General features: G+C 65.0%; 17 protein-coding genes. 8 read left to right on the top strand and 9 right to left on the bottom strand.

Annotated features, from left to right (window positions below; translation table 11 throughout):
- Nucleotides 1-106: 106 nt before the first annotated feature.
- Nucleotides 107-688 (bottom strand): YhgN family NAAT transporter, encoded by a 582-nt coding sequence (locus V7D81_RS14470; RefSeq protein WP_324317448.1) that lies wholly within the window; start codon nt 686-688, stop codon nt 107-109.
- 53 nt (nt 689-741) lie between these two features.
- Between V7D81_RS14470 and gor the strand changes: the two genes are divergently transcribed.
- On the top strand, nt 742-2,088 hold the full coding sequence (gene gor / locus V7D81_RS14465) for a glutathione-disulfide reductase (protein WP_324317446.1): 1,347 nt from the start codon (nt 742-744) through the stop codon (nt 2,086-2,088).
- Nucleotides 2,089-2,298: 210 nt separating this feature from the next.
- Here the strand turns inward: gor and V7D81_RS14460 are convergent, their stop codons facing one another.
- Together V7D81_RS14460 and V7D81_RS14455 are read right to left on the bottom strand one after the other, a co-directional pair.
- On the bottom strand, nt 2,299-3,246 hold the full coding sequence (locus V7D81_RS14460) for a TIGR01777 family oxidoreductase (protein WP_324317444.1): 948 nt from the start codon (nt 3,244-3,246) through the stop codon (nt 2,299-2,301).
- Between the two features lie 244 nt (nt 3,247-3,490).
- A complete protein-coding gene (locus V7D81_RS14455; RefSeq protein WP_324317442.1) occupies nt 3,491-4,192 on the bottom strand; it encodes a hypothetical protein in 702 nt (233 codons plus the stop codon).
- Between the two features lie 111 nt (nt 4,193-4,303).
- Between V7D81_RS14455 and gstA the strand changes: the two genes are divergently transcribed.
- From gstA to V7D81_RS14420, 7 genes are all read left to right on the top strand, one after another.
- A complete protein-coding gene (gene gstA / locus V7D81_RS14450; RefSeq protein WP_324317440.1) occupies nt 4,304-4,918 on the top strand; it encodes a glutathione transferase GstA in 615 nt (204 codons plus the stop codon).
- A gap of 44 nt (nt 4,919-4,962) precedes the next feature.
- A complete protein-coding gene (locus V7D81_RS14445) occupies nt 4,963-5,433 on the top strand; it encodes a DUF2721 domain-containing protein (RefSeq protein ID WP_324317438.1) in 471 nt (156 codons plus the stop codon).
- 171 nt (nt 5,434-5,604) lie between these two features.
- Nucleotides 5,605-6,111 (top strand): hypothetical protein, encoded by a 507-nt coding sequence (locus tag V7D81_RS14440; protein ID WP_324317436.1) that lies wholly within the window; start codon nt 5,605-5,607, stop codon nt 6,109-6,111.
- Nucleotides 6,112-6,297: 186 nt separating this feature from the next.
- A complete protein-coding gene (locus V7D81_RS14435) occupies nt 6,298-7,581 on the top strand; it encodes a dicarboxylate/amino acid:cation symporter (protein ID WP_324317434.1) in 1,284 nt (427 codons plus the stop codon).
- Nucleotides 7,582-7,594: 13 nt separating this feature from the next.
- Nucleotides 7,595-8,098 (top strand): GNAT family N-acetyltransferase, encoded by a 504-nt coding sequence (locus V7D81_RS14430; protein ID WP_324317432.1) that lies wholly within the window; start codon nt 7,595-7,597, stop codon nt 8,096-8,098.
- 113 nt (nt 8,099-8,211) lie between these two features.
- Entirely contained in the window at nt 8,212-10,272 is a 2,061-nt protein-coding gene (locus V7D81_RS14425) for a protein kinase domain-containing protein (RefSeq protein ID WP_324317430.1), read from the top strand.
- A 2-nt stretch (nt 10,273-10,274) separates the two neighbouring features.
- A complete protein-coding gene (locus V7D81_RS14420) occupies nt 10,275-10,604 on the top strand; it encodes a hypothetical protein (RefSeq protein WP_324317428.1) in 330 nt (109 codons plus the stop codon).
- A 104-nt stretch (nt 10,605-10,708) separates the two neighbouring features.
- Here the strand turns inward: V7D81_RS14420 and purD are convergent, their stop codons facing one another.
- The 6 genes from purD to prmA all read right to left on the bottom strand — a co-directional run bounded on the left by purD (nt 10,709) and on the right by prmA (nt 17,231).
- A complete protein-coding gene (purD, locus tag V7D81_RS14415) occupies nt 10,709-11,998 on the bottom strand; it encodes a phosphoribosylamine--glycine ligase (RefSeq protein ID WP_324317426.1) in 1,290 nt (429 codons plus the stop codon).
- 171 nt (nt 11,999-12,169) lie between these two features.
- Nucleotides 12,170-13,729, bottom strand: coding sequence for a bifunctional phosphoribosylaminoimidazolecarboxamide formyltransferase/IMP cyclohydrolase (purH, locus tag V7D81_RS14410; protein ID WP_324317424.1), 1,560 nt, complete (start codon nt 13,727-13,729; stop codon nt 12,170-12,172).
- A 121-nt stretch (nt 13,730-13,850) separates the two neighbouring features.
- Nucleotides 13,851-14,144: a DNA-binding transcriptional regulator Fis gene (fis, locus tag V7D81_RS14405; protein ID WP_324317422.1), complete on the bottom strand. Its 294-nt coding sequence runs from the start codon at nt 14,142-14,144 to the stop codon at nt 13,851-13,853.
- Nucleotides 14,145-14,180: 36 nt separating this feature from the next.
- Nucleotides 14,181-15,176, bottom strand: a complete 996-nt coding sequence (dusB, locus tag V7D81_RS14400) for a tRNA dihydrouridine synthase DusB (protein WP_324317420.1) — start codon at nt 15,174-15,176, stop codon at nt 14,181-14,183.
- 13 nt (nt 15,177-15,189) lie between these two features.
- Complete coding sequence (locus V7D81_RS14395; RefSeq protein WP_324317418.1) at nt 15,190-16,290, bottom strand: DUF3426 domain-containing protein; 1,101 nt, start codon at nt 16,288-16,290, stop codon at nt 15,190-15,192.
- Entirely contained in the window at nt 16,284-17,231 is a 948-nt protein-coding gene (gene prmA, locus V7D81_RS14390; protein ID WP_324317416.1) for a 50S ribosomal protein L11 methyltransferase, read from the bottom strand. Before prmA ends, V7D81_RS14395 begins: the two co-directional genes overlap by 7 nt.
- Nucleotides 17,232-17,234: the final 3 nt, after the last annotated feature.

Here is a 17,234-nt window from a genome sequence, read left to right as displayed (position 1 = left end):
TGGCGCACTCAATGTCGCCGGATCAAAGGGGGGGACGGGTCCATCCCATTATTGGAGCTAGAGCCGGATGGGCTCTGGCTCACAGCTCATCGCTCGCTGCTCGCAGCTAGATGCTCCTGATCCCGTTCATCAGCATCTGCACGCTGATCATCACCAGCAGCATGCCCATCAGCCGCTCCATCGCGATCAGTCCGCGCTGGTGCAGGATGCGATAGAAGAACGGCGCTGCCAGCAGGATCGCCGCCGTCAGCCCCCACGCCGCCGTCACGGCGATCCACAGGTCCCAGGTCGCGCCCGGTTCGGTACGCTGCAGCAGCAGGAGTGCCGCGAGCGTCGACGGTCCGGCAATCAGCGGGATCGCCAGCGGCACGACGAACGGCTCGCCTTCCGGCGCGTCGGCGTGCAATCCGCCGGGCGAGGGGAAAATCATGCGCAATGCGATCAGGAACAGCACGATGCCGCCGGCGATGCTGATCGTTTCCTGATCGAGATGCAGCACCTGCAGAATGTGGCGTCCGAAGAACAGGAAGGCCAGCAGCACGACATAGGCAATCAGGACTTCGCGGATCAGAATGATCCGGCGCCGCGCCGGCGGGACGTCCTTGAGGATCGAGAGGAACACCGGCACGTTGCCGAGCGGATCCATGATCAGGAACAGCGTGACGATCGCGGACGTCAGATCTTTCATGCGGCCGATTCTGGCATGCGTGAAGGCGGCGCGACCATCGTCGGGAGAGTGGAATGACTGCGAAATACGACCATGATCTGCTGGTCATCGGCGCCGGCTCGGCAGGCGTGCGTGCCGCGCGCATTGCCGCGGGCCACGGCGCCCGCGTTGCCATCGTCGAGGATCACCGCATCGGCGGCACCTGCGTCATCCGCGGCTGCGTGCCCAAGAAGCTGCTCGTGTACGGCTCCCAGTTCGCCGAGGATCTCGAAGACGCCGAGAACTTCGGCTGGTGCATCGACGGCGCGCGCTTCGAGTGGCCGACGCTGCGCGACAACGTGCTGAACGAAGTCTCGCGACTGAGCGAGATCTACACCCAGACGCTCGCCAATCACGGAGTCGTCATGCATCGCGGCCGCGCCGTCGTCACTGGCGCGAACAGCGTGCGCATCGACGACCGCACCGTGACCGCGCGCATCATCCTCATCGCGACCGGTGCACGGCCAGAGATGCCGGAATTTCCCGGTCGCGAACATGCCATCACCTCGAACGACGCGTTTCATCTGCCGGCATTGCCGCGGCGGATCGCCATCGTCGGCGCCGGCTACATCGCGAACGAATTCGCCGGCGTCTTTCATGGACTCGGTTCGAAGGTCACGCTCATCCATCGTTCCGACCAGATCCTGCGCGGCTACGATCAGCAGATCCGCGACCGCCTGCTGCAGATCTCGATGGCGAAGGGCATCCAGTTCCTGCTCAACACGGCCGTCGAGCGCATCGAGAAGAACGGCGACGGCGCACTCGCGCTGTCGCTGAGCGGCGGGATGACGCTGGCCTGCGATGCCGTGCTCGTGGCGGTCGGCCGTGTGCCGAACACGGATGGCCTGGGTCTCGACAGCGCCGGCGTGCGGCTCGATCCGAAGGGCGGCGTCTGCGTGGACGGCAACAACTGCTCCACGTGTCCGTCGATCTACGCGGTGGGTGATGTCACGAACCGCATCCAGCTCACGCCCATCGCCATCCGCGAAGGCCAGGCCTTTGCGGATTCCGTGTTCGGCAATCGACCGACGCAGCTCGACTACGAATGCATTCCTTCAGCTGTCTTCAGTCATCCGCCGCTCGCGGCCGTCGGCATGACGGAAGCCGAGGCGCGCAACAAGCTCGGCGAAGTGAAGGTCTACACGGCGGATTTCCGCCCCATGAAGAACGTGCTCGCCGGTCGCGACGAACGCGCGCTCTACAAGCTCGTCGTCGATGCCGCGACCGATCGCGTCGTCGGCGCGCATCTCATCGGTCCCGATGCGCCGGAAATCGTGCAGATACTCGCGGTTGCCGTGAAGGCAGGCCTGAGCAAGTCGCAGTTCGACGAGTGCGTCGCCATCCATCCGACCATGGCGGAAGAACTCGTGCTGATGCGGTAAGAGAAGGCTGGGAATTTCACACGGAGAGCACGGAGATCAGAGAAGAAGAATTTTCCACGGGGGACACGGGGAACACGGGGCTCGGAACAGAAAAAATCTTCTCTTGTCCCCGTGCTCCCCGTGTCCCCCGTGGAAATTCCTCTTCTCTTCTCCGGTCTCTGTGCTCTCCGTGATCTCCGTGTGAAACTCCTCGTCTTCTCCGTGGAATCTTCACGCAGCCCCGTAAATCGCCTTCAGCGCCCGCGCAGCCGTGTCGTAGCGGAACTCGAACCCGAGTTCCTGTGCACGCCGCGGAATGACGCGCTGGCCTTCTACCAATAGCTGCGACATTTCGCCGAGTCCCGCCCTGACGATGGCGGCGGGCACGCGCATCCAGATCGGTCGATGCAGTGCGCGGCCGAGCAGGCGATAGAACTCGTCGTAGCGCACGGGTTCGGGCGCCGTGCCGTTGATCGCGCCGCTGTAGCGGCCGTTGTCGAGCGTCTGCAGCAGCAGGCGGATGAGATCGTCGATGTGGATCCAGCTCAGCCAGTGATGGCCGCTGCCGAGGATTGCGCCTGCGTACCAGCGCACGGGTCGCGCGAGGCGCGGCAGGGCGCCGCCGTCGCGGCTCAGCACGACGCCGATGCGGATGCACGTGACGCGCATGCCGGTGGTGGCTGCGGCGAAGGCGGTTGCCTCCCATTCGCTGCACAACCGGCTCTGGAACATTGCCTGCGCCGGGTCGCTTTCGTCGACCGGTTCATCGCCACGCACGCCGTAGTAGCCGACGGCCGAGCCGTTGACGAGCACGGCCGGACGCGTGTGCAGGCGATTGCACAGTCCGACGATGCCGCGGGTGATGTCGATGCGGCTTGCCAGCAGTCGCCGGCGGCGCGCGGCGGTCCATGGCCGTCCGAGAATGGGTTCGCCGGCCAGATTGACGATGCCGTCGAGAGACGCTTCGTCGGGGATGTCCGCGAGCGAAGCCACGACGTGAACCCTGGCGCCGAGCTGGCGCCGCGCGCGTTCGGGCCGGCGCGCGAGTGCGACGACGTGATCGCCGCGGCGCAGCAGCGGTTTGATCAGATGACTGCCGATGAAGCCGGTGGCACCGGTGATCAACCAGGTACGACCTGCCGATGGCCGCGGCAGCCAGGCCGAGGTCCCGTTCCCCACGATTGCTTCCCCTGCGCTGCGTCGTTGCGCGACGGCATGACATGCGCGAGGTCGATGCTGACAGGCGGGTCACGTGCCCGACATAGGGTTTTTACGCGCGAAAGGCGCGCTTTGCGTCGCTCTGTGGGGCCGGCTTCAGCCGGCCTGAGCTGTCAGGCTGAAGCCTGACCTACAGTCAGAGGCCGGCTGAAGCCGGCCCCACAGCCAGAGGCCGGCTGAAGCCGGCCCCACAGGGAGAGGGGATTCAGTCCGGTTGTTCGCCGGAGAACCTGATGGCCGTCGCGCCCGTGACCGGACCGATCTGCGCGCGGTCGCTCACGTAGAGTTCGACTTCGCGTTCGAATTTCAGCTCGCCCTGCACGACGGCGTCGGGCCCGATGACGATCACCGGCGGCTTGCGATTGCCGAACCAGTTCGTGCCCCGGAGTTTCTCGACGAGGATGCCGCCCTCGACGCGTGAACCGCGACCGACGGTGATGCTGCCGTTGGTCGTCTCGAGGCCGCCGCCCACGTGCGCTGCATCGAGTTCGATCCGGCCGTTGACGTTCTCCACCTCGCCGCGCACGTCCGTGCCCTTCGCCAGCGAGATCGAGCCGTTCACGGCCGAGACATCGCCGCTGACCTGCGCGCCGGCGCCCAGCCGCACGCTGCCGTTGACGGTGTCGACCGAGCCCGTCGTCGCCTGATCGCCCAGGCGGATGCCGCCGTTGACGCTCTCGATCTTGCTGGTGGCTGCACGATTGCCGATCGTGATGGAGCCGTTGACCGTTTCGACCGACTTCGCCGTGGCGCCGTCGCCGATCGTGATCGATCCATTGACCGTGCCGACGTCGCCGACCACCTGTCCGGCCTCGACGCGAATCGCGCGGTTGACCTTCGAGATGTCGTCGTCGGCTGCCGCGAGCAGCGGAAGGGTCAACAGCAATGCATACAGCAATCGGGTCATGGTGGTCTCCTGTCGTGATGCGGTTTGGACGCGGGCCGCGACGCAAGGGTTGCAATACGTCGGCGGGGAAGATTCGTGTATGGTTGCCGGCGTCCAGTCCGGAGATACGTCATGAAGCTCTACTACGCCCGCGGTGCCTGTTCCCTTTCTTCGCATATCGCCCTGCGCGAAGCCGGGGCCACCTTCGATCTCGTCAGGGTCGATACCAAGACCAAGCTGATGGACGCCGGCGCGGATTTCCGCACCGTCAATCCCAACGGCTACGTACCCGTGCTGGAACTGGATTCCGGCGAGCGCCTGAGCGAGAACGCGGCCATCCTGCAGTACATCGCCGATACGTATCCGGCCGCGAATCTGGCGCCGCCGCCCGGCAGCATGGCCCGCTACCGGATGCTGGAATGGCTGACGTTCATTACCTCGGAAGTGCACAAGGGCTACAGCCCGCTGTTCAATCCCGCCACGCCCGAGGACTACAAGTCCATCACGCGCGAGCGGCTGGCCGGGCGACTTGCGTACGTGGATCAGAAACTCGCCGGCCGGCAGTACCTGCTCGGCGATACGTTCTCGGCCGCCGACACCTATCTGTTCGTCTGCGTGAACTGGTCCGGTGCGGTGAACGTCGACGTATCCGCATTCGCCAACCTGCAGGCGTTCCAGGCGCGCGTCGCGGCGCGTCCGGCCGCGCAGGCGGCGATGCAGGCGGAAGGTCTGATCAAGAAGGCCTGATCCGGCGCAGGACGGTCGAACAACAAGAAAGAAGCCGCATCGCAATGACCCTCACCGATTCGCTGTTCCATGTCACCGGCGTCGCGCAGGTCATTCAACTCGCGGTTGCGCCCGTCTTCCTGCTGGCCGGCGTCGGCACCACGTTGAACGTGCTCGCGACGCGCATCGGCCGCATCATCGATCGGGCGCGCCTGATGGAGGATCGATTGCACACGGCCTCGCCGGAACATGCCGAGGAGCTGCATGCACGACTGCGCGTACTGTCGAAGCGCGCCAGCCTGATCAATCGCGCGATCGCGCTGTGCGTGCTGTGCGGCCTGCTCGTGTCGCTGGTGGTTGCCGCGCTGTTCGTGAGTTCCTCGCTGCACATCGATCTGGCGATGCCGATCGCGATCACGTTCGTAGTGGCTTTGCTGAGTCTCGCGGCGGCATTGATCTACTTTCTGCGCGAGGTATTCATCGCCACGGAAGCCACGACGTTCGGCGGCGCAAGGAAGGAACACCCGCCGAAGTGATCGGACAACGCCCGAGGCGTCGCCAGGCAATGACACAAAGCAACCAAACGTGTCAGTCGCGCCGACGAGCGGTCGCGACCGCACCGATTTCCGTGATCCAGTCCTCACCGTACGCGGTGCCCGACCGGCAAACTGCCATCGAGGAACGCGCTCGCGTTCCGGAGAATCCGAATGTCGGCAGCCCGTCCGGAAATGCTGGTCCAGCCTGATGCGTATCTCGTCTCGAAAGGCGAGTCGCAGCTCGTTGCCGAGCTGACGGCGGCGCTGGCGGTGTGCGTCTACGACGACACGCAGCCGGTCGCGGGACTTCTGCATCTGCGCTATGTCGCGACCGACAACGACCAACCGCTCGATCTCACCGACAACACCCTGAGTTCCGACTTGCTGCTGATGGATCGCTTCTGCAAGGAACTGCGGGCGGGCGGCGGTCGCAAGCAGAGCTGGCGCGTGAGCATCTTCGGCCATACGCCGACCACGCCGGGCATGGCTGATCCCGCGGCCACCGTGATCGACCTGGCCAAGGCGTATTTCTCCGACGGCCGCCTGCCGGTGGAGTGCAAGGAAACCGTGCGGCCGCTCGGCCTCGTGGTGCGGCTCGATGCGCGCGAAGGCAGGATCTGGGTCAACGGCACGCCGGGCACCGCGAGCGGCGCGCGATTCGCGGCGCCTGCTGCGTAGAACTTCCTCTTCTTTGATTCTTCCTGTGGGGCCGGCTTCAGCCGGCCTTGCACTTGAAGAGCCGGCTGAAGCCGGCCCCACAGGAAGAGCTTCCTGTTTCTTTGCATCCGCCGGACGCGGCCGCGCTTGCAACTGCGACCGTCGTCGGTAGCCTGTCCCGGTCGCCTATAACAACGATGCCGGGTCATGGCCACCGACGCAGCTCCGCAGCCCTTCTATCGCACGCTGTATTTCCAGGTCCTCGTCGCCATTGCGATCGGCGTGCTGCTCGGGCACTACGCTCCGGAAGTCGGGGCGCAGATGCGGCCGCTGGGCGACGGCTTCATCAAGCTCGTGAAAATGATGATCGGCCCGATCATCTTCTGCACCGTCGTTTCCGGCATCGCCGGCATGGAGAGCATGAAGTCGGTCGGACGCACCGGCATGCTGGCGCTGCTGTATTTCGAGATCATGAGTACGGTCGCGCTCATCATCGGCCTGGTCGTCGTCAATGTCGTGAAGCCCGGCGCCGGCATGAACATCGACGTCTCGAAGATGCAGGTCGACGCGGCGGATGCCGGCAAACTCGCGGGCTACGAGCACGCGGCGCAGGAACAGAGCACCGTCGACTTCCTGATGAACGTGATCCCGACGACGGTCGTCGATGCCTTCGCGCGCGGCGAAATCCTGCAGATCCTGCTGTTCGCGCTGCTGTTCGGTTTCGCCCTGCACGCAGCGGGCGAACGGGCGCGGCTGGTCTACGAGTTCATCGAGCGCCTGTCGCAGGTGCTGTTCCGGATCATCGGCATGATCATGCGGCTGGCGCCCATCGGCGCCTTCGGCGCGATGGCCTTCACGATCGGCAAGTACGGTGTCGGCAAGCTGGGGGATCTGGCCTGGCTGATGATCTGTTTCTACGCCACCTGCCTGCTGTTCATTTTCGTCGTGCTCGGTGCAGTCACGCGTCTGCACGGTTTCGGCATCGGCAAGTTCGTGCGTTACATCCGCGAAGAACTGTTCATCGTGCTCGGTACCTCGTCGTCGGAATCGGTACTGCCGCGCATGATGACCAAGATGGAAAACGCCGGCTGCTCCAAGCCGGTCGTCGGCCTGGTCATCCCGACCGGCTATTCCTTCAATCTCGACGGCACGTCGATCTACCTCACCATGGCCGCCGTGTTCATCGCCCAGGCGACCAACACGCCCATGACCCTGCTGGATCAGCTCACCCTGCTGGCCGTGCTGCTGCTGACTTCCAAGGGCGCGGCCGGCGTCACGGGCAGCGGCTTCATCGTCCTGGCGGCGACTCTATCGGCCGTCGGTACACTCCCGGTCACCGCGCTGGCCCTTATTCTGGGCATCGACCGGTTCATGTCCGAGGCGCGCGCCCTGACGAACCTGGTGGGCAACGGAGTCGCGACCGTCGTCGTCGCGAAGTGGTGCGGCGAGCTGGATGAAAAAAAGCTGCAGCAGGAGCTCGACGGTCCCTGATACCTTGGCGGTCATGACGCTCACCTTCGACCCCGCGCGCACCGACGCCGACATCGCCGCCATTGCCGAGTTGGCCCGGACCATCTGGTACGAGTACTACGTGCCGCTGATCGGGCGCGATCAGGTCGATTACATGGTGGAAAAATTCCAGACCGCAGCGGCGATGCAGCAGCAGGTGCGCGAGGGTTACGCCTACTTCACAGTGCGGCGGGACGGTTCGCCCATCGGCTACACGGCGATCCGACCCGACAAGGACGGCAGCCTGTTCGTCAGCAAGTTCTACCTGCTCCGCGAGGCGCGCGGCGGCGGAACCGGCCGCGCCATCATGACGTTCATCGAGGAATGGGCGCGTCAGCGGGATCTGGGTCGGCTATGGCTGACAGTCAACAAGGGCAATCCGGCAGTCCAGGCGTACCAACGCCTCGGCTTTCGCATCGCCGCACCGATCGTGATGGACATCGGCGGTGGCTTCGTCATGGACGACTACCGGATGGAGAAGACGCTGATCCAGCAATAGCGCCAGAAATTGTGGGCAGGGCAGCACCCACGTTGGTCGGGTCCGGTCGGGAGCGAGCGACAGATGTGCGTCTGCGTCGCGTCTCATAGACTTCGACCGCAATGAGTGTCTCGATGAGCAACGGGCCGAGCGACGAAACCGCCGATGCACGCGGCGATCTTGCCATCTGGCTGGACGATTACACCGCCGGCCGGTGCGATCGTGCGCAGATGCAGGCTTCGTTCCTGGAGATCTGTCGCAGCAATCCGGAGGCGCCGTGGGATGCGCTGGCGCTGCTCGATCAGTACCAGCGGCGCGGCCGCGTCGATCCGGCGCTGGCGCGCACGCTGAAGAGCGATATCGCGCAGCTCGTCTTCGGCGTCGTCAATCAATCCGAAGACGAGGACGAAACAGCCTCGCGTCCGACGTCGCCCACGACGGATCCCGCGCCGGTGTCTGCGGACACCACGGGCACCCGCTGGCGCCGGATGGCCGCGGAGCAGGAGACGCAGGCCAGCCGGCCCGCCGCGGCATTCGTCGATCCCATGCAGTTCGTGCGGGAAGCGCCGCATTCGCGCCCGATGCCGCCCGTGCGTCATCCGGCGGCCGATGAGAGTGCGCCCGGCGGTGTGCTGCGCGATCGTTACGAACTGCTCACGATCCTCGGCCGCGGCAATGCGGGCACCGTCTACAAGGCGCTCGATCGGCATCGCGCGCATCTCGATCCTGCCGCGCAGTGCGTGGCGCTGCGCGTGCTCAAGCGCAATTACCGCGATCGCCCGCAGGCGCTCGGCGAACTCGAGCGCCAGTTTCATATGGCGCAGTCGCTGTCGCATCCCAACATCGTCAGCGTCTTCGATCTCGATCGCGACGGTCCGACGTACTTCCTGGTGATGGAACTGCTCGAAGGCGAACTGCTCTCCAGCCTGCTGCAACGTCTCGATCACCGGCCGATGCCGCGCGAACAGGCGCTCGCCATCCTCGGCAGCATCGGCGCCGGTCTCGCGCATGCGCATCGTCGCGGTGTGGTGCATTCGGATCTGCGGCCGGGCAACGTGATGATTGCGGCCAACGGCGAGGTCAAGCTGCTCGACACCGGCTTCGCGCGCCGCGAACAGGTCGACACGCATCGACCCGAACCCTGGATCGGCGATCCGGTCCTGGGCGGTCGCCAGCCCGCGGTCAATCTCGCGTATGCGAGCGAGGAACGCGTCAATGGCGAACCGGCGGAAGCGGGCGAAGACGTCTACAGTCTCGCGTGCATCGCGTATGAACTGCTGTCCGGACAGCATCCCTTCGGCGGACGCTCGGCGCCGCTGGCGCGCGCCCAGGGCCGGCCGCCGCAGCGCATCGCGGGATTGACCAGCAGACAATGGACGGCGCTGCAGACCGGACTCAAATGGTCGCGTGCCGAACGCAAGATCGACGTCGTCGAACTGATCGCGGCGCTCGGCTGCGCGGAAGTGCCGCAGCGGCTGATGCCGCCGCAGATGATCGTCGCGGCGCCGAAGCGGCGGAAGCTCGGCGGCCTGGGAATGGCGGCGCTGGTGCTGTTGCTCGCGGGCGGCGCGGCAGCGGCTTACTGGTTCAATCGCGATTCGCTGCCGCAGCTGGCAACGCCCACGGCGCCATCGCCGCCGGCGGGCGATGCCGAAGTCATCGCCGATCCGGCGCCATTGCCTGCTGCACAGCTGCCGGCTGAAGCCGGGGAACCTTCCGACACGCCGCCGGAGGCGATCGCCGCGGCGCCGGTCGAATCCTCCGCGACGAAACAGGGCGATCCGACGCCGGCACCCACGGCGCGACAGGAGCCCGCGCAGCAGCCTCCGAAGGCGGCCGAAGCCCCGGCGGGCCGCAGTACGATCGCCTTCGACAAGGACACCTTCGTTTCGACCGAAAGCGACGGCAGCGTGAAAGCCACGGTGAAGCGTTCGGGCAGTGCGGCAAAGGCGGTGACCTTCGAATGGCACCTGTTGCCGAACTCCGCCGAGGCGGGTAATGATTTCGCCGGCATCGGCCCGGGAACCGAGACGATTCCCGCTGGCGCACGCTCCGCGACCATCACCATTCCGCTGGTGTCCGACGCAGTGAAGGAAAGCACCGAACTGTTCCTGATCGAACTCTCCGATCCCGGCGACGGCGCCGAGATCGGCGAACAGTCGCGCGCCGCGATCATCATCGTCGACGACGATTGAGCGTGAACGTCCGACTCGCAGAGGGTGCCGTTCGCATCCGCGTCTCCCGCGGCGAATTCGATACGCTGCTGTCCTCGCGCGCGCTGACGCTCAACGTCGCGCTGCCGCGCAATCATGTGTTCCGCGTGAACGTCCGCCCCGCCGCGATCGGCGGCTGGTCGCTCGACAGCGATCCCACGGGACTGTGGCTCACCATCCCGCGCGCCGATCTGGAAACGTTGTCGCAGTCGCTGCCGAGCCGCGATGGGCTCGAACGTGCGTTCGAGCTGGCGAACGGCGGCAGCGTGGTGGTGAGTTTCGAGGTGGATGTGAAGGCGCGCCGGGCAGAATAAGGAAGAAATGGCCGCAAAAAGGCGCAAAGATCTCAAATCAGAGATTCCAGGCTCTGATTTTTGAGTCTCTTGCGCCTTTTTGCGGCCATTCTCTTTCTCTTCAGTTACTTCCCTCTGTTCTCCCTCGCGATCGCCCGATACCCGATATCGCGACGGAACTGGATGCCGTCCCAGTGGATGCGATCGACGAGGGCGTAGGCGTTCTGTTGGGATTCGCTCACTGATTCACCAAGACCGACGGCGCACAGGATGCGGCCGCCGTTGGTCATGACCTTGCCGTCGACGAGCTTCGTGCCCGCGTGAAAGACTTTCCCCGGCAATTGCGCCGCGGCGTCGAGTCCATGAATGACGTCGCCCTTGCGGTAATGGTCGGGATAACCGCCCGCAGCGAGCACGACGCCGACGGCGGCGCGTTCGTCCCATTCGGCCGCTACCTCAGCGAGCTTTCCCGCGAGTGCAGCTTCGCACAGGCCGGTGAGATCCGATTTCAGGCGCGCCATGATCGGCTGCGTTTCCGGATCGCCGAAGCGGCAATTGAATTCGAGCACGTTGGGCGTGCCGTCGGGTGCGATCATCAGGCCCGCATACAGAAAACCGCAGTAGGGCGTGCCGTCGCTGATCAAGCCGCGCACTGTCGGTTCCATCACTTCGCGCATGACTCGTGCGTGGATCTCGGGGGTCACGACGGGCGCGGGCGAGTAAGCGCCCATGCCGCCCGTGTTCGGACCCTGATCCGCATCGTCGCGGCGCTTGTGATCCTGCGAGGTGGCGAGCGGCAGGATGTCGGTGCCGCTGACGATGGCGATGAAGCTCGCTTCCTCGCCTTCGAGAAATTCTTCGACGACGACCTTGTCGCCCGCGGCGCCGAACTGACCCTCGAACATCGCCTGCGCGCTGCGCACGGCTTCTTCCTGGGTTTCGCAGATGATCACGCCCTTGCCGGCCGCGAGGCCGTCGGCCTTCACCACCAGCGGCGCGCGCTGCGCGCGAACCCAGGAGGGATCGAAACTGGATTTCGTGAACGTCGCGAACGCCGCTGTCGGAATGCCGTGGCGCGTGAGGAAGTCCTTGGTGAAGGCTTTCGAACCTTCGAGCTGCGCCGCCGCCTTGCGCGGCCCGAAGCACTTCAGTCCTGCCGATTCGAAGGCGTCGGTCACGCCGATGACCAGCGGTGCTTCGGGGCCGACGATGGTCAGGTCGATCTGTTCCTGCTTCGCGAATGCAACCAGCGCCGGAACATCGTCGGATGCGATATCGACGTTCTTCACGCGCGGTTCGAGCGCGGTGCCCGCATTGCCAGGGGCGACGAACACCGCAGCGACGCGAGGTGACTGCACAACTTTCCAGGCGAGGGCGTGTTCGCGGCCGCCGGAACCGATGATGAGGACTTTCATCGCGCTCTCCGCGCACCGGCGGCTGGCGACTGGCGACTGGCGGCTGGCCAGAATGTGAAGAGACGAGTTGGCATCGAATTTCCCTGCAGTGCGATCAATGGTACTGGCCCTCTCAGACAAGTCAGAACCGCAGTCTGGCCAGTCGCCAGCAGCCAGTTGCCCGCGGCTCGTTCAATGCCTGAAATGCCTCATCCCCGTGAACACCATCGCCATGCCGTGCTCGTCGGCGGCGGCGATGACTTCGTTGTCGCGGATCGAACCGCCGGGCTGGATCACGGCCTTGATGCCGAACTCTGCCGCGACATCGAGGCCGTCACGGAACGGGAAGAAGGCATCGGAGGCCATCGCGGCGCCCTGCACGACGAGGCCTTCGTCCTTCGCCTTCATCGCCGCGATGCGGCTCGACACGACGCGGCTCATCTGGCCGGCGCCGACGCCGAGCGTCATGCGATCGCGCACGTAGATGATGGCGTTCGACTTGACGTACTTGCACACGCGCCAGGCGAAGAGCAGATCGTCGAGTTCGGCGGCGGTGGGCTGGCGCTTCGTGACCACTTTCAGGTCGGCCTTCGCGACCATGCCTTCATCGCGCGTCTGCACCAGCAGGCCGCCGTTGACGCTGCGGTATTCATGACGCAGGTTGCTGGGCTTGAGGCCACCGGTCGACAGCACGCGCACGTTCTCCTTGCGCGCGCAGATTTCCAGGGCTTCGGCATCGACTTCCGGCGCAATGATCAGTTCGACGAACTGACGCTCGACGATGGCGCGCGCAACATTGGCGGTGAGCGGGCGATTGAACGCGATGATGCCGCCGAAAGCGGAGGTGGGATCGGTCTTGAATGCCTTGTCGTAAGCCGCGAGCGTGTCGGCGGCGATGGCGACGCCGCAGGGATTGGCGTGCTTGACGATGACGCAAGCCGGTTCGTCGAACTGGCGCACGCATTCGAAGGCCGTGTCGCCGTCGGCGATGTTGTTGTACGAAAGAACCTTGCCCTGCAGCTGGGTCGCGCTGCCGATGCTGGCGCCCTGGGCATCGGCGACGGTATAGAACGCGCCAGTCTGATGCGGGTTTTCGCCGTAGCGCAGGTCGATGCGCTTGCGGAAATGCAGGGCGAGCGACTGCGGGAATTCCGCGGAGGCGCTTTCGGTGACGCGGCCGAGGTAGCTGGCGACGGCGGAGTCGTAGCTCGCCGTATGTGCGAAAGCTTTCGCGGCGAGCCGCTTGCGCGTCTGTTCCGAGACGCCGCCGTCGGCGGTGAGCTCATCGAGGAGGACGCTGTAGTCGAGCGGATCGACGACGACGGCGACGCGATCGTGATTCTTGGCCGCCGCGCGCACCATCGCCGGGCCGCCGATGTCGATGTTTTCGATCGCGTCTTCGAAGGTGCAATCCGGCTTCGCGATCGTCGCCGCGAACGGATACAGGTTCACCACCAGCAGATCGATCGGATCGATGCCGTGCGTTTTCATTACGGCGTCGTCGACGTTGCGCCGCCCGAGCAATCCGCCGTGGATCTTCGGATGCAGCGTCTTGACCCGGCCATCCATGATTTCCGGAAAGCCCGTATGCGCCGAGACTTCGGTCACCGGCACGCCGTTCTTTTCCAGCAGCGAGGCCGTGCCACCCGTCGAAAGAATGACCACGCCGCGCTGGTGCAATGCGCGAGCAAAATCGACAAGGCCGTCCTTGTTGGAAACGCTGAGGAGGGCGCGGCGGATGGGTTGAGTCATGGTGAGATCAGGAGTGACACGAGTGACGAAAGTCACGGAAGTGACGAGGGTTCGGATGGAATTCGTACTGACCTACGTCACTTTCGTCACCCTCGTGACCATCGTCACCGGCTCGCGAACATCAGTTCGCGAGCCCATACGTCTTCAGCTTCTTGCGCAGCGTGCCGCGATTGATGCCGAGAATGTCCGCAGCGCGGCTCTGGTTGCCTGCCGCGTAATCCAGCACGGCGCGGAACAGCGGTTCTTCAACCTCGCGCAGCACGAGATCGTACAGCTGACCCGGCTTGTGACCGTTCAGCGACTCGAAGTAGGAGTTCAGGGCTTCCGCAGTCATCGTGCGCAGCGGCACTGCGCGGGAAGCGGCGGGTCGGACAATCGGCTCTCTGCGAGCTCTCGTTTTTTTCTTCGGCGCCATGGGCTCTCCGCCAATTCGTTCCAGGATCTGCGGGCATCAAGCCGCGTCGTTCAACTTCTCCTGGGCATCGGCAAGCGCATCGAAATACGCCCGGGCCTGATCGAGTTGTGATCGCGCGTCTGTTGCCTGCATCAAGGCATGTCGCAGGGCATGCGCACTCGCGCGGCCCTTGGCATACCAATCAATGTGTTTGCGCGCGACCCGGACTCCGACGTCTTCCCCATAGAAAGCATGCAGGTCGCGCAAATGGGTGAGCATGATATCACGTACTTCCGCGATGGAAGGCTCGTTGCTGACGATGCCGTCGCGCAAATACGTTTCGATCTCGCGAAAAATCCACGGACGGCCTTGTGCGCTGCGTCCGATCATCAGGCCGTCTGCGCCCGTTTGTTCAAGTACAAGCTTCGCCTTGTGCGGCGAGTCGATGTCGCCATTGGCAAAAATCGGAATCGCAACGCTTTGTTTGACGGCGCGGATCGTTTCGTACTCGGCATTTCCCTGATACATGCACGCGCGCGTTCTGCCGTGGACCGCCAGCGCCTGAATGCCGATGTCCTGCGCCATGCGGGCAATGGCGACTGCATTGCGCGTCGTCGCGTCCCAGCCGGTGCGCATCTTCAGCGTGACCGGCACATCGACTGCCTTGACAACGGTTTCGAGGATCTGGCGCACCAGCGGCTCATCCCGCATCAACGCGGAGCCCGCAGCCTTGTTGCAGACCTTCTTGGCCGGACAACCCATGTTGATGTCGATGATCTGCGCGCCGGCATCGACATTGCGCTGCGCGGCTTCGACCATCATTTCCGGATCGCCGCCGGCGATCTGTACGACGCGCGGTTCGGACTCGCCGCTGTGATCCATGCGCCGTCGCGATTTCTCGGTGTGCCATAAACGCACATCGGAAGTCAGCATTTCTCCCGCAGCAATTCCCGCTCCCATGCGCCGGCACAACAACCGGAACGGCAGATCCGTCACGCCGGCCATGGGCGCGAGCGCGAGGTTGTTCGGGAGCTGGTAGGGGCCGATGCGCATGGAGGCAGCTTACCTACTGCGGTACTTCCGACGCACACACCACCGCATTCGTCCTGCTCCGCAGGCAGATGTCGAAGCGGAAGCCTTCGGCGTCGGGACCGGGATCCACGATGGTGATCGTGGCGTTCGTCGGCTGGCCGGGCGGCAGCAGGCGGTTGGTCGGCGTGCCGGGGTCGAGATATTCCGCCGGCTCGAATTCGCGGGCGCGGACCTGGTCGCCCCAGCGGTCTTCCAGCATCAGCTTCAGCAAGGGATAAGGCTGCGGGAAGCCGGCCCGATTCGTGACGCTCGCCCGCACCTTGAGCGTGCCCGGCTGCGAGGCGTCGGAGACGACGCCCCACTGCTTCACTTCGTACGCATGCAATTGCCAGTCGGGCGTCAGCTGGATGCCGAAGGTTTCGTAGATACGCACGACGAGCGGCCCGAGCGTCGGATTGCGGGCGAAATCCGCACGATAGTGATGGACGAACTGGGCCAGCAGCGCCAGCACGAGCGGTGCGGCGAGAATGCTCCATAGCAGTGGCGTACGCGTCGCGCCCGATCGCCCGGCGAGCGCGTGCAGTTCCTCGTCCGACGTCGATTCTTCCAGTACGCGTTGCCGTCCCGACGCGAGGCGCCGCGCAAAGCGTTGCTGCTCGGATTCGTCGGCGGGCGGCGCCGAAATCCCTTCTTCGTCGACCTCTTCGACCGCCTCGAATTCGTCGATGTCTGCGTCGTGTTCGGAAACCTCGATACCGTCGTCAGCCGGCGGTTCGTCGAGGATTTCCTCGTCCACCTCGTCGAGGTCGACCCATTCCTCCGTGACTTCCTGGCGGATCTGCGGATCTTCCGGATCGTCCATCACGCGATAGGTGCCGGTGATTTCGATGTGCCGGCCTTCGAGCGTGATGTCTTCCTGCGCCGGCGGTTCGTCGACTTCGATGGCGGCGGCAGGCGGCTCCGGCTTCACGTAGCGGCCGGAACTGGTCTCTTCGACTTCGTTCTCTTCGATCAGCCGTGCCAGCGCATCGAACTGCGTGTGGCAGCGCCCGCACCGCACCTGACCATGCGCGACGCGCAGGATTTCGCTGGTGATGCGAAATATGGTCTGGCAACTGGGGCACTGGGTCAGCAAGCGCGGTCCTTTCGAATGCCGTCGATGCGTGCCCAACCGTCGTGCACGCTTACGGGGGCGATATCAAACCATGGTGTGTAGTGCGTCGCCACCCGTTCGGCTTGCTCGGTCAACAGGCCGGACAGCACGATGCGGCCGCCGGGTTTGACGAGCGAAGCCAGCGTTGCGGCGAGCGTCGTGAGCGGTTCGGCAAGGATGTTGGCCAGCACGACGTCTGCCGGTTCCGCGGCCATCTCTGCCACCGTGCAGACCGCGAGGCGCTCGGCGACTTCGTTGCGAGCCGCGTTGTCGCGCGTGGCGATCACTGCCTGCGGATCGATGTCGACGCCCAGGGCAGAACGTGCGCCGAGTTTCAGGGCGGCAATCGCCAGGATGCCGGAGCCGCAGCCGTAGTCGATCACCGTTCTGTCGCGAAGCTCCGCGCCATCGAGCCAGGTGAGGCATAGCGCCGTGGTGGGATGTGTGCCGGTGCCGAAGGCGAGGCCGGGATCGAGGTCCAGGAAAACGGGTGCGAGAGGCGCGCGTTCTTCCCCTCCTCCGCTTGCGGGGGAGGGCAGGGTGGGGGCTGTCTCCAGTTGTTCCGGTCGCATCCCCGCCGGGCAGATCCACAGTCGCCGGCCGAAGCGCATCGGCCGGAAGTCCTTGAGCCACTCGCGTTCCCAGGGCCGGTCGTCGAGCGTTTCGAACTGCAGCGCCGGCAGACGCGCTCCCAGTTGCGATCGCAACAGCGCTTCGATGACCAGCGGATCGGCGCCGGCATCGAACAGCGCCTTGATCCTGACGCTCGGCCACAGCGGCGTCGTGCCCGGCGCCGGCTCCAGCACCGGATTGTCTGCCGCGTCCTCGAGCGTGAGAGACACGGCGCCGGCGGCGAGCAGCGCGTCTTCGAAAGGCTCGGGATCGGCCGAGCCGACGGGGAAGGTGAGTTGGAGAAAGGGCATGGT

The organism is Povalibacter sp. (assembly GCF_036735925.1).
GTDB lineage: Bacteria > Pseudomonadota > Gammaproteobacteria > Steroidobacterales > Steroidobacteraceae > Steroidobacter.
This window is presented reverse-complemented; position numbering and strand designations above follow the sequence as displayed.

Coding starts and splice junctions, on each gene's coding strand:
- gor (WP_324317446.1), top strand. CDS start 742: ATGACTGCGAAATACGACCATGATCTGCTGGTCATCGGCGCCGGCTCG.
- gstA (WP_324317440.1), top strand. CDS start 4,304: ATGAAGCTCTACTACGCCCGCGGTGCCTGTTCCCTTTCTTCGCATATC.
- V7D81_RS14425 (WP_324317430.1), top strand. CDS start 8,212: ATGAGCAACGGGCCGAGCGACGAAACCGCCGATGCACGCGGCGATCTT.
- V7D81_RS14430 (WP_324317432.1), top strand. CDS start 7,595: ATGACGCTCACCTTCGACCCCGCGCGCACCGACGCCGACATCGCCGCC.
- V7D81_RS14445 (WP_324317438.1), top strand. CDS start 4,963: ATGACCCTCACCGATTCGCTGTTCCATGTCACCGGCGTCGCGCAGGTC.
- V7D81_RS14455 (WP_324317442.1), bottom strand. CDS start 4,192: ATGACCCGATTGCTGTATGCATTGCTGTTGACCCTTCCGCTGCTCGCG.
- V7D81_RS14440 (WP_324317436.1), top strand. CDS start 5,605: ATGTCGGCAGCCCGTCCGGAAATGCTGGTCCAGCCTGATGCGTATCTC.
- prmA (WP_324317416.1), bottom strand. CDS start 17,231: ATGCCCTTTCTCCAACTCACCTTCCCCGTCGGCTCGGCCGATCCCGAG.
- dusB (WP_324317420.1), bottom strand. CDS start 15,176: ATGCGCATCGGCCCCTACCAGCTCCCGAACAACCTCGCGCTCGCGCCC.
- purH (WP_324317424.1), bottom strand. CDS start 13,729: ATGACTCAACCCATCCGCCGCGCCCTCCTCAGCGTTTCCAACAAGGAC.
- V7D81_RS14470 (WP_324317448.1), bottom strand. CDS start 688: ATGAAAGATCTGACGTCCGCGATCGTCACGCTGTTCCTGATCATGGAT.
- fis (WP_324317422.1), bottom strand. CDS start 14,144: ATGGCGCCGAAGAAAAAAACGAGAGCTCGCAGAGAGCCGATTGTCCGA.
- purD (WP_324317426.1), bottom strand. CDS start 11,998: ATGAAAGTCCTCATCATCGGTTCCGGCGGCCGCGAACACGCCCTCGCC.
- V7D81_RS14435 (WP_324317434.1), top strand. CDS start 6,298: ATGGCCACCGACGCAGCTCCGCAGCCCTTCTATCGCACGCTGTATTTC.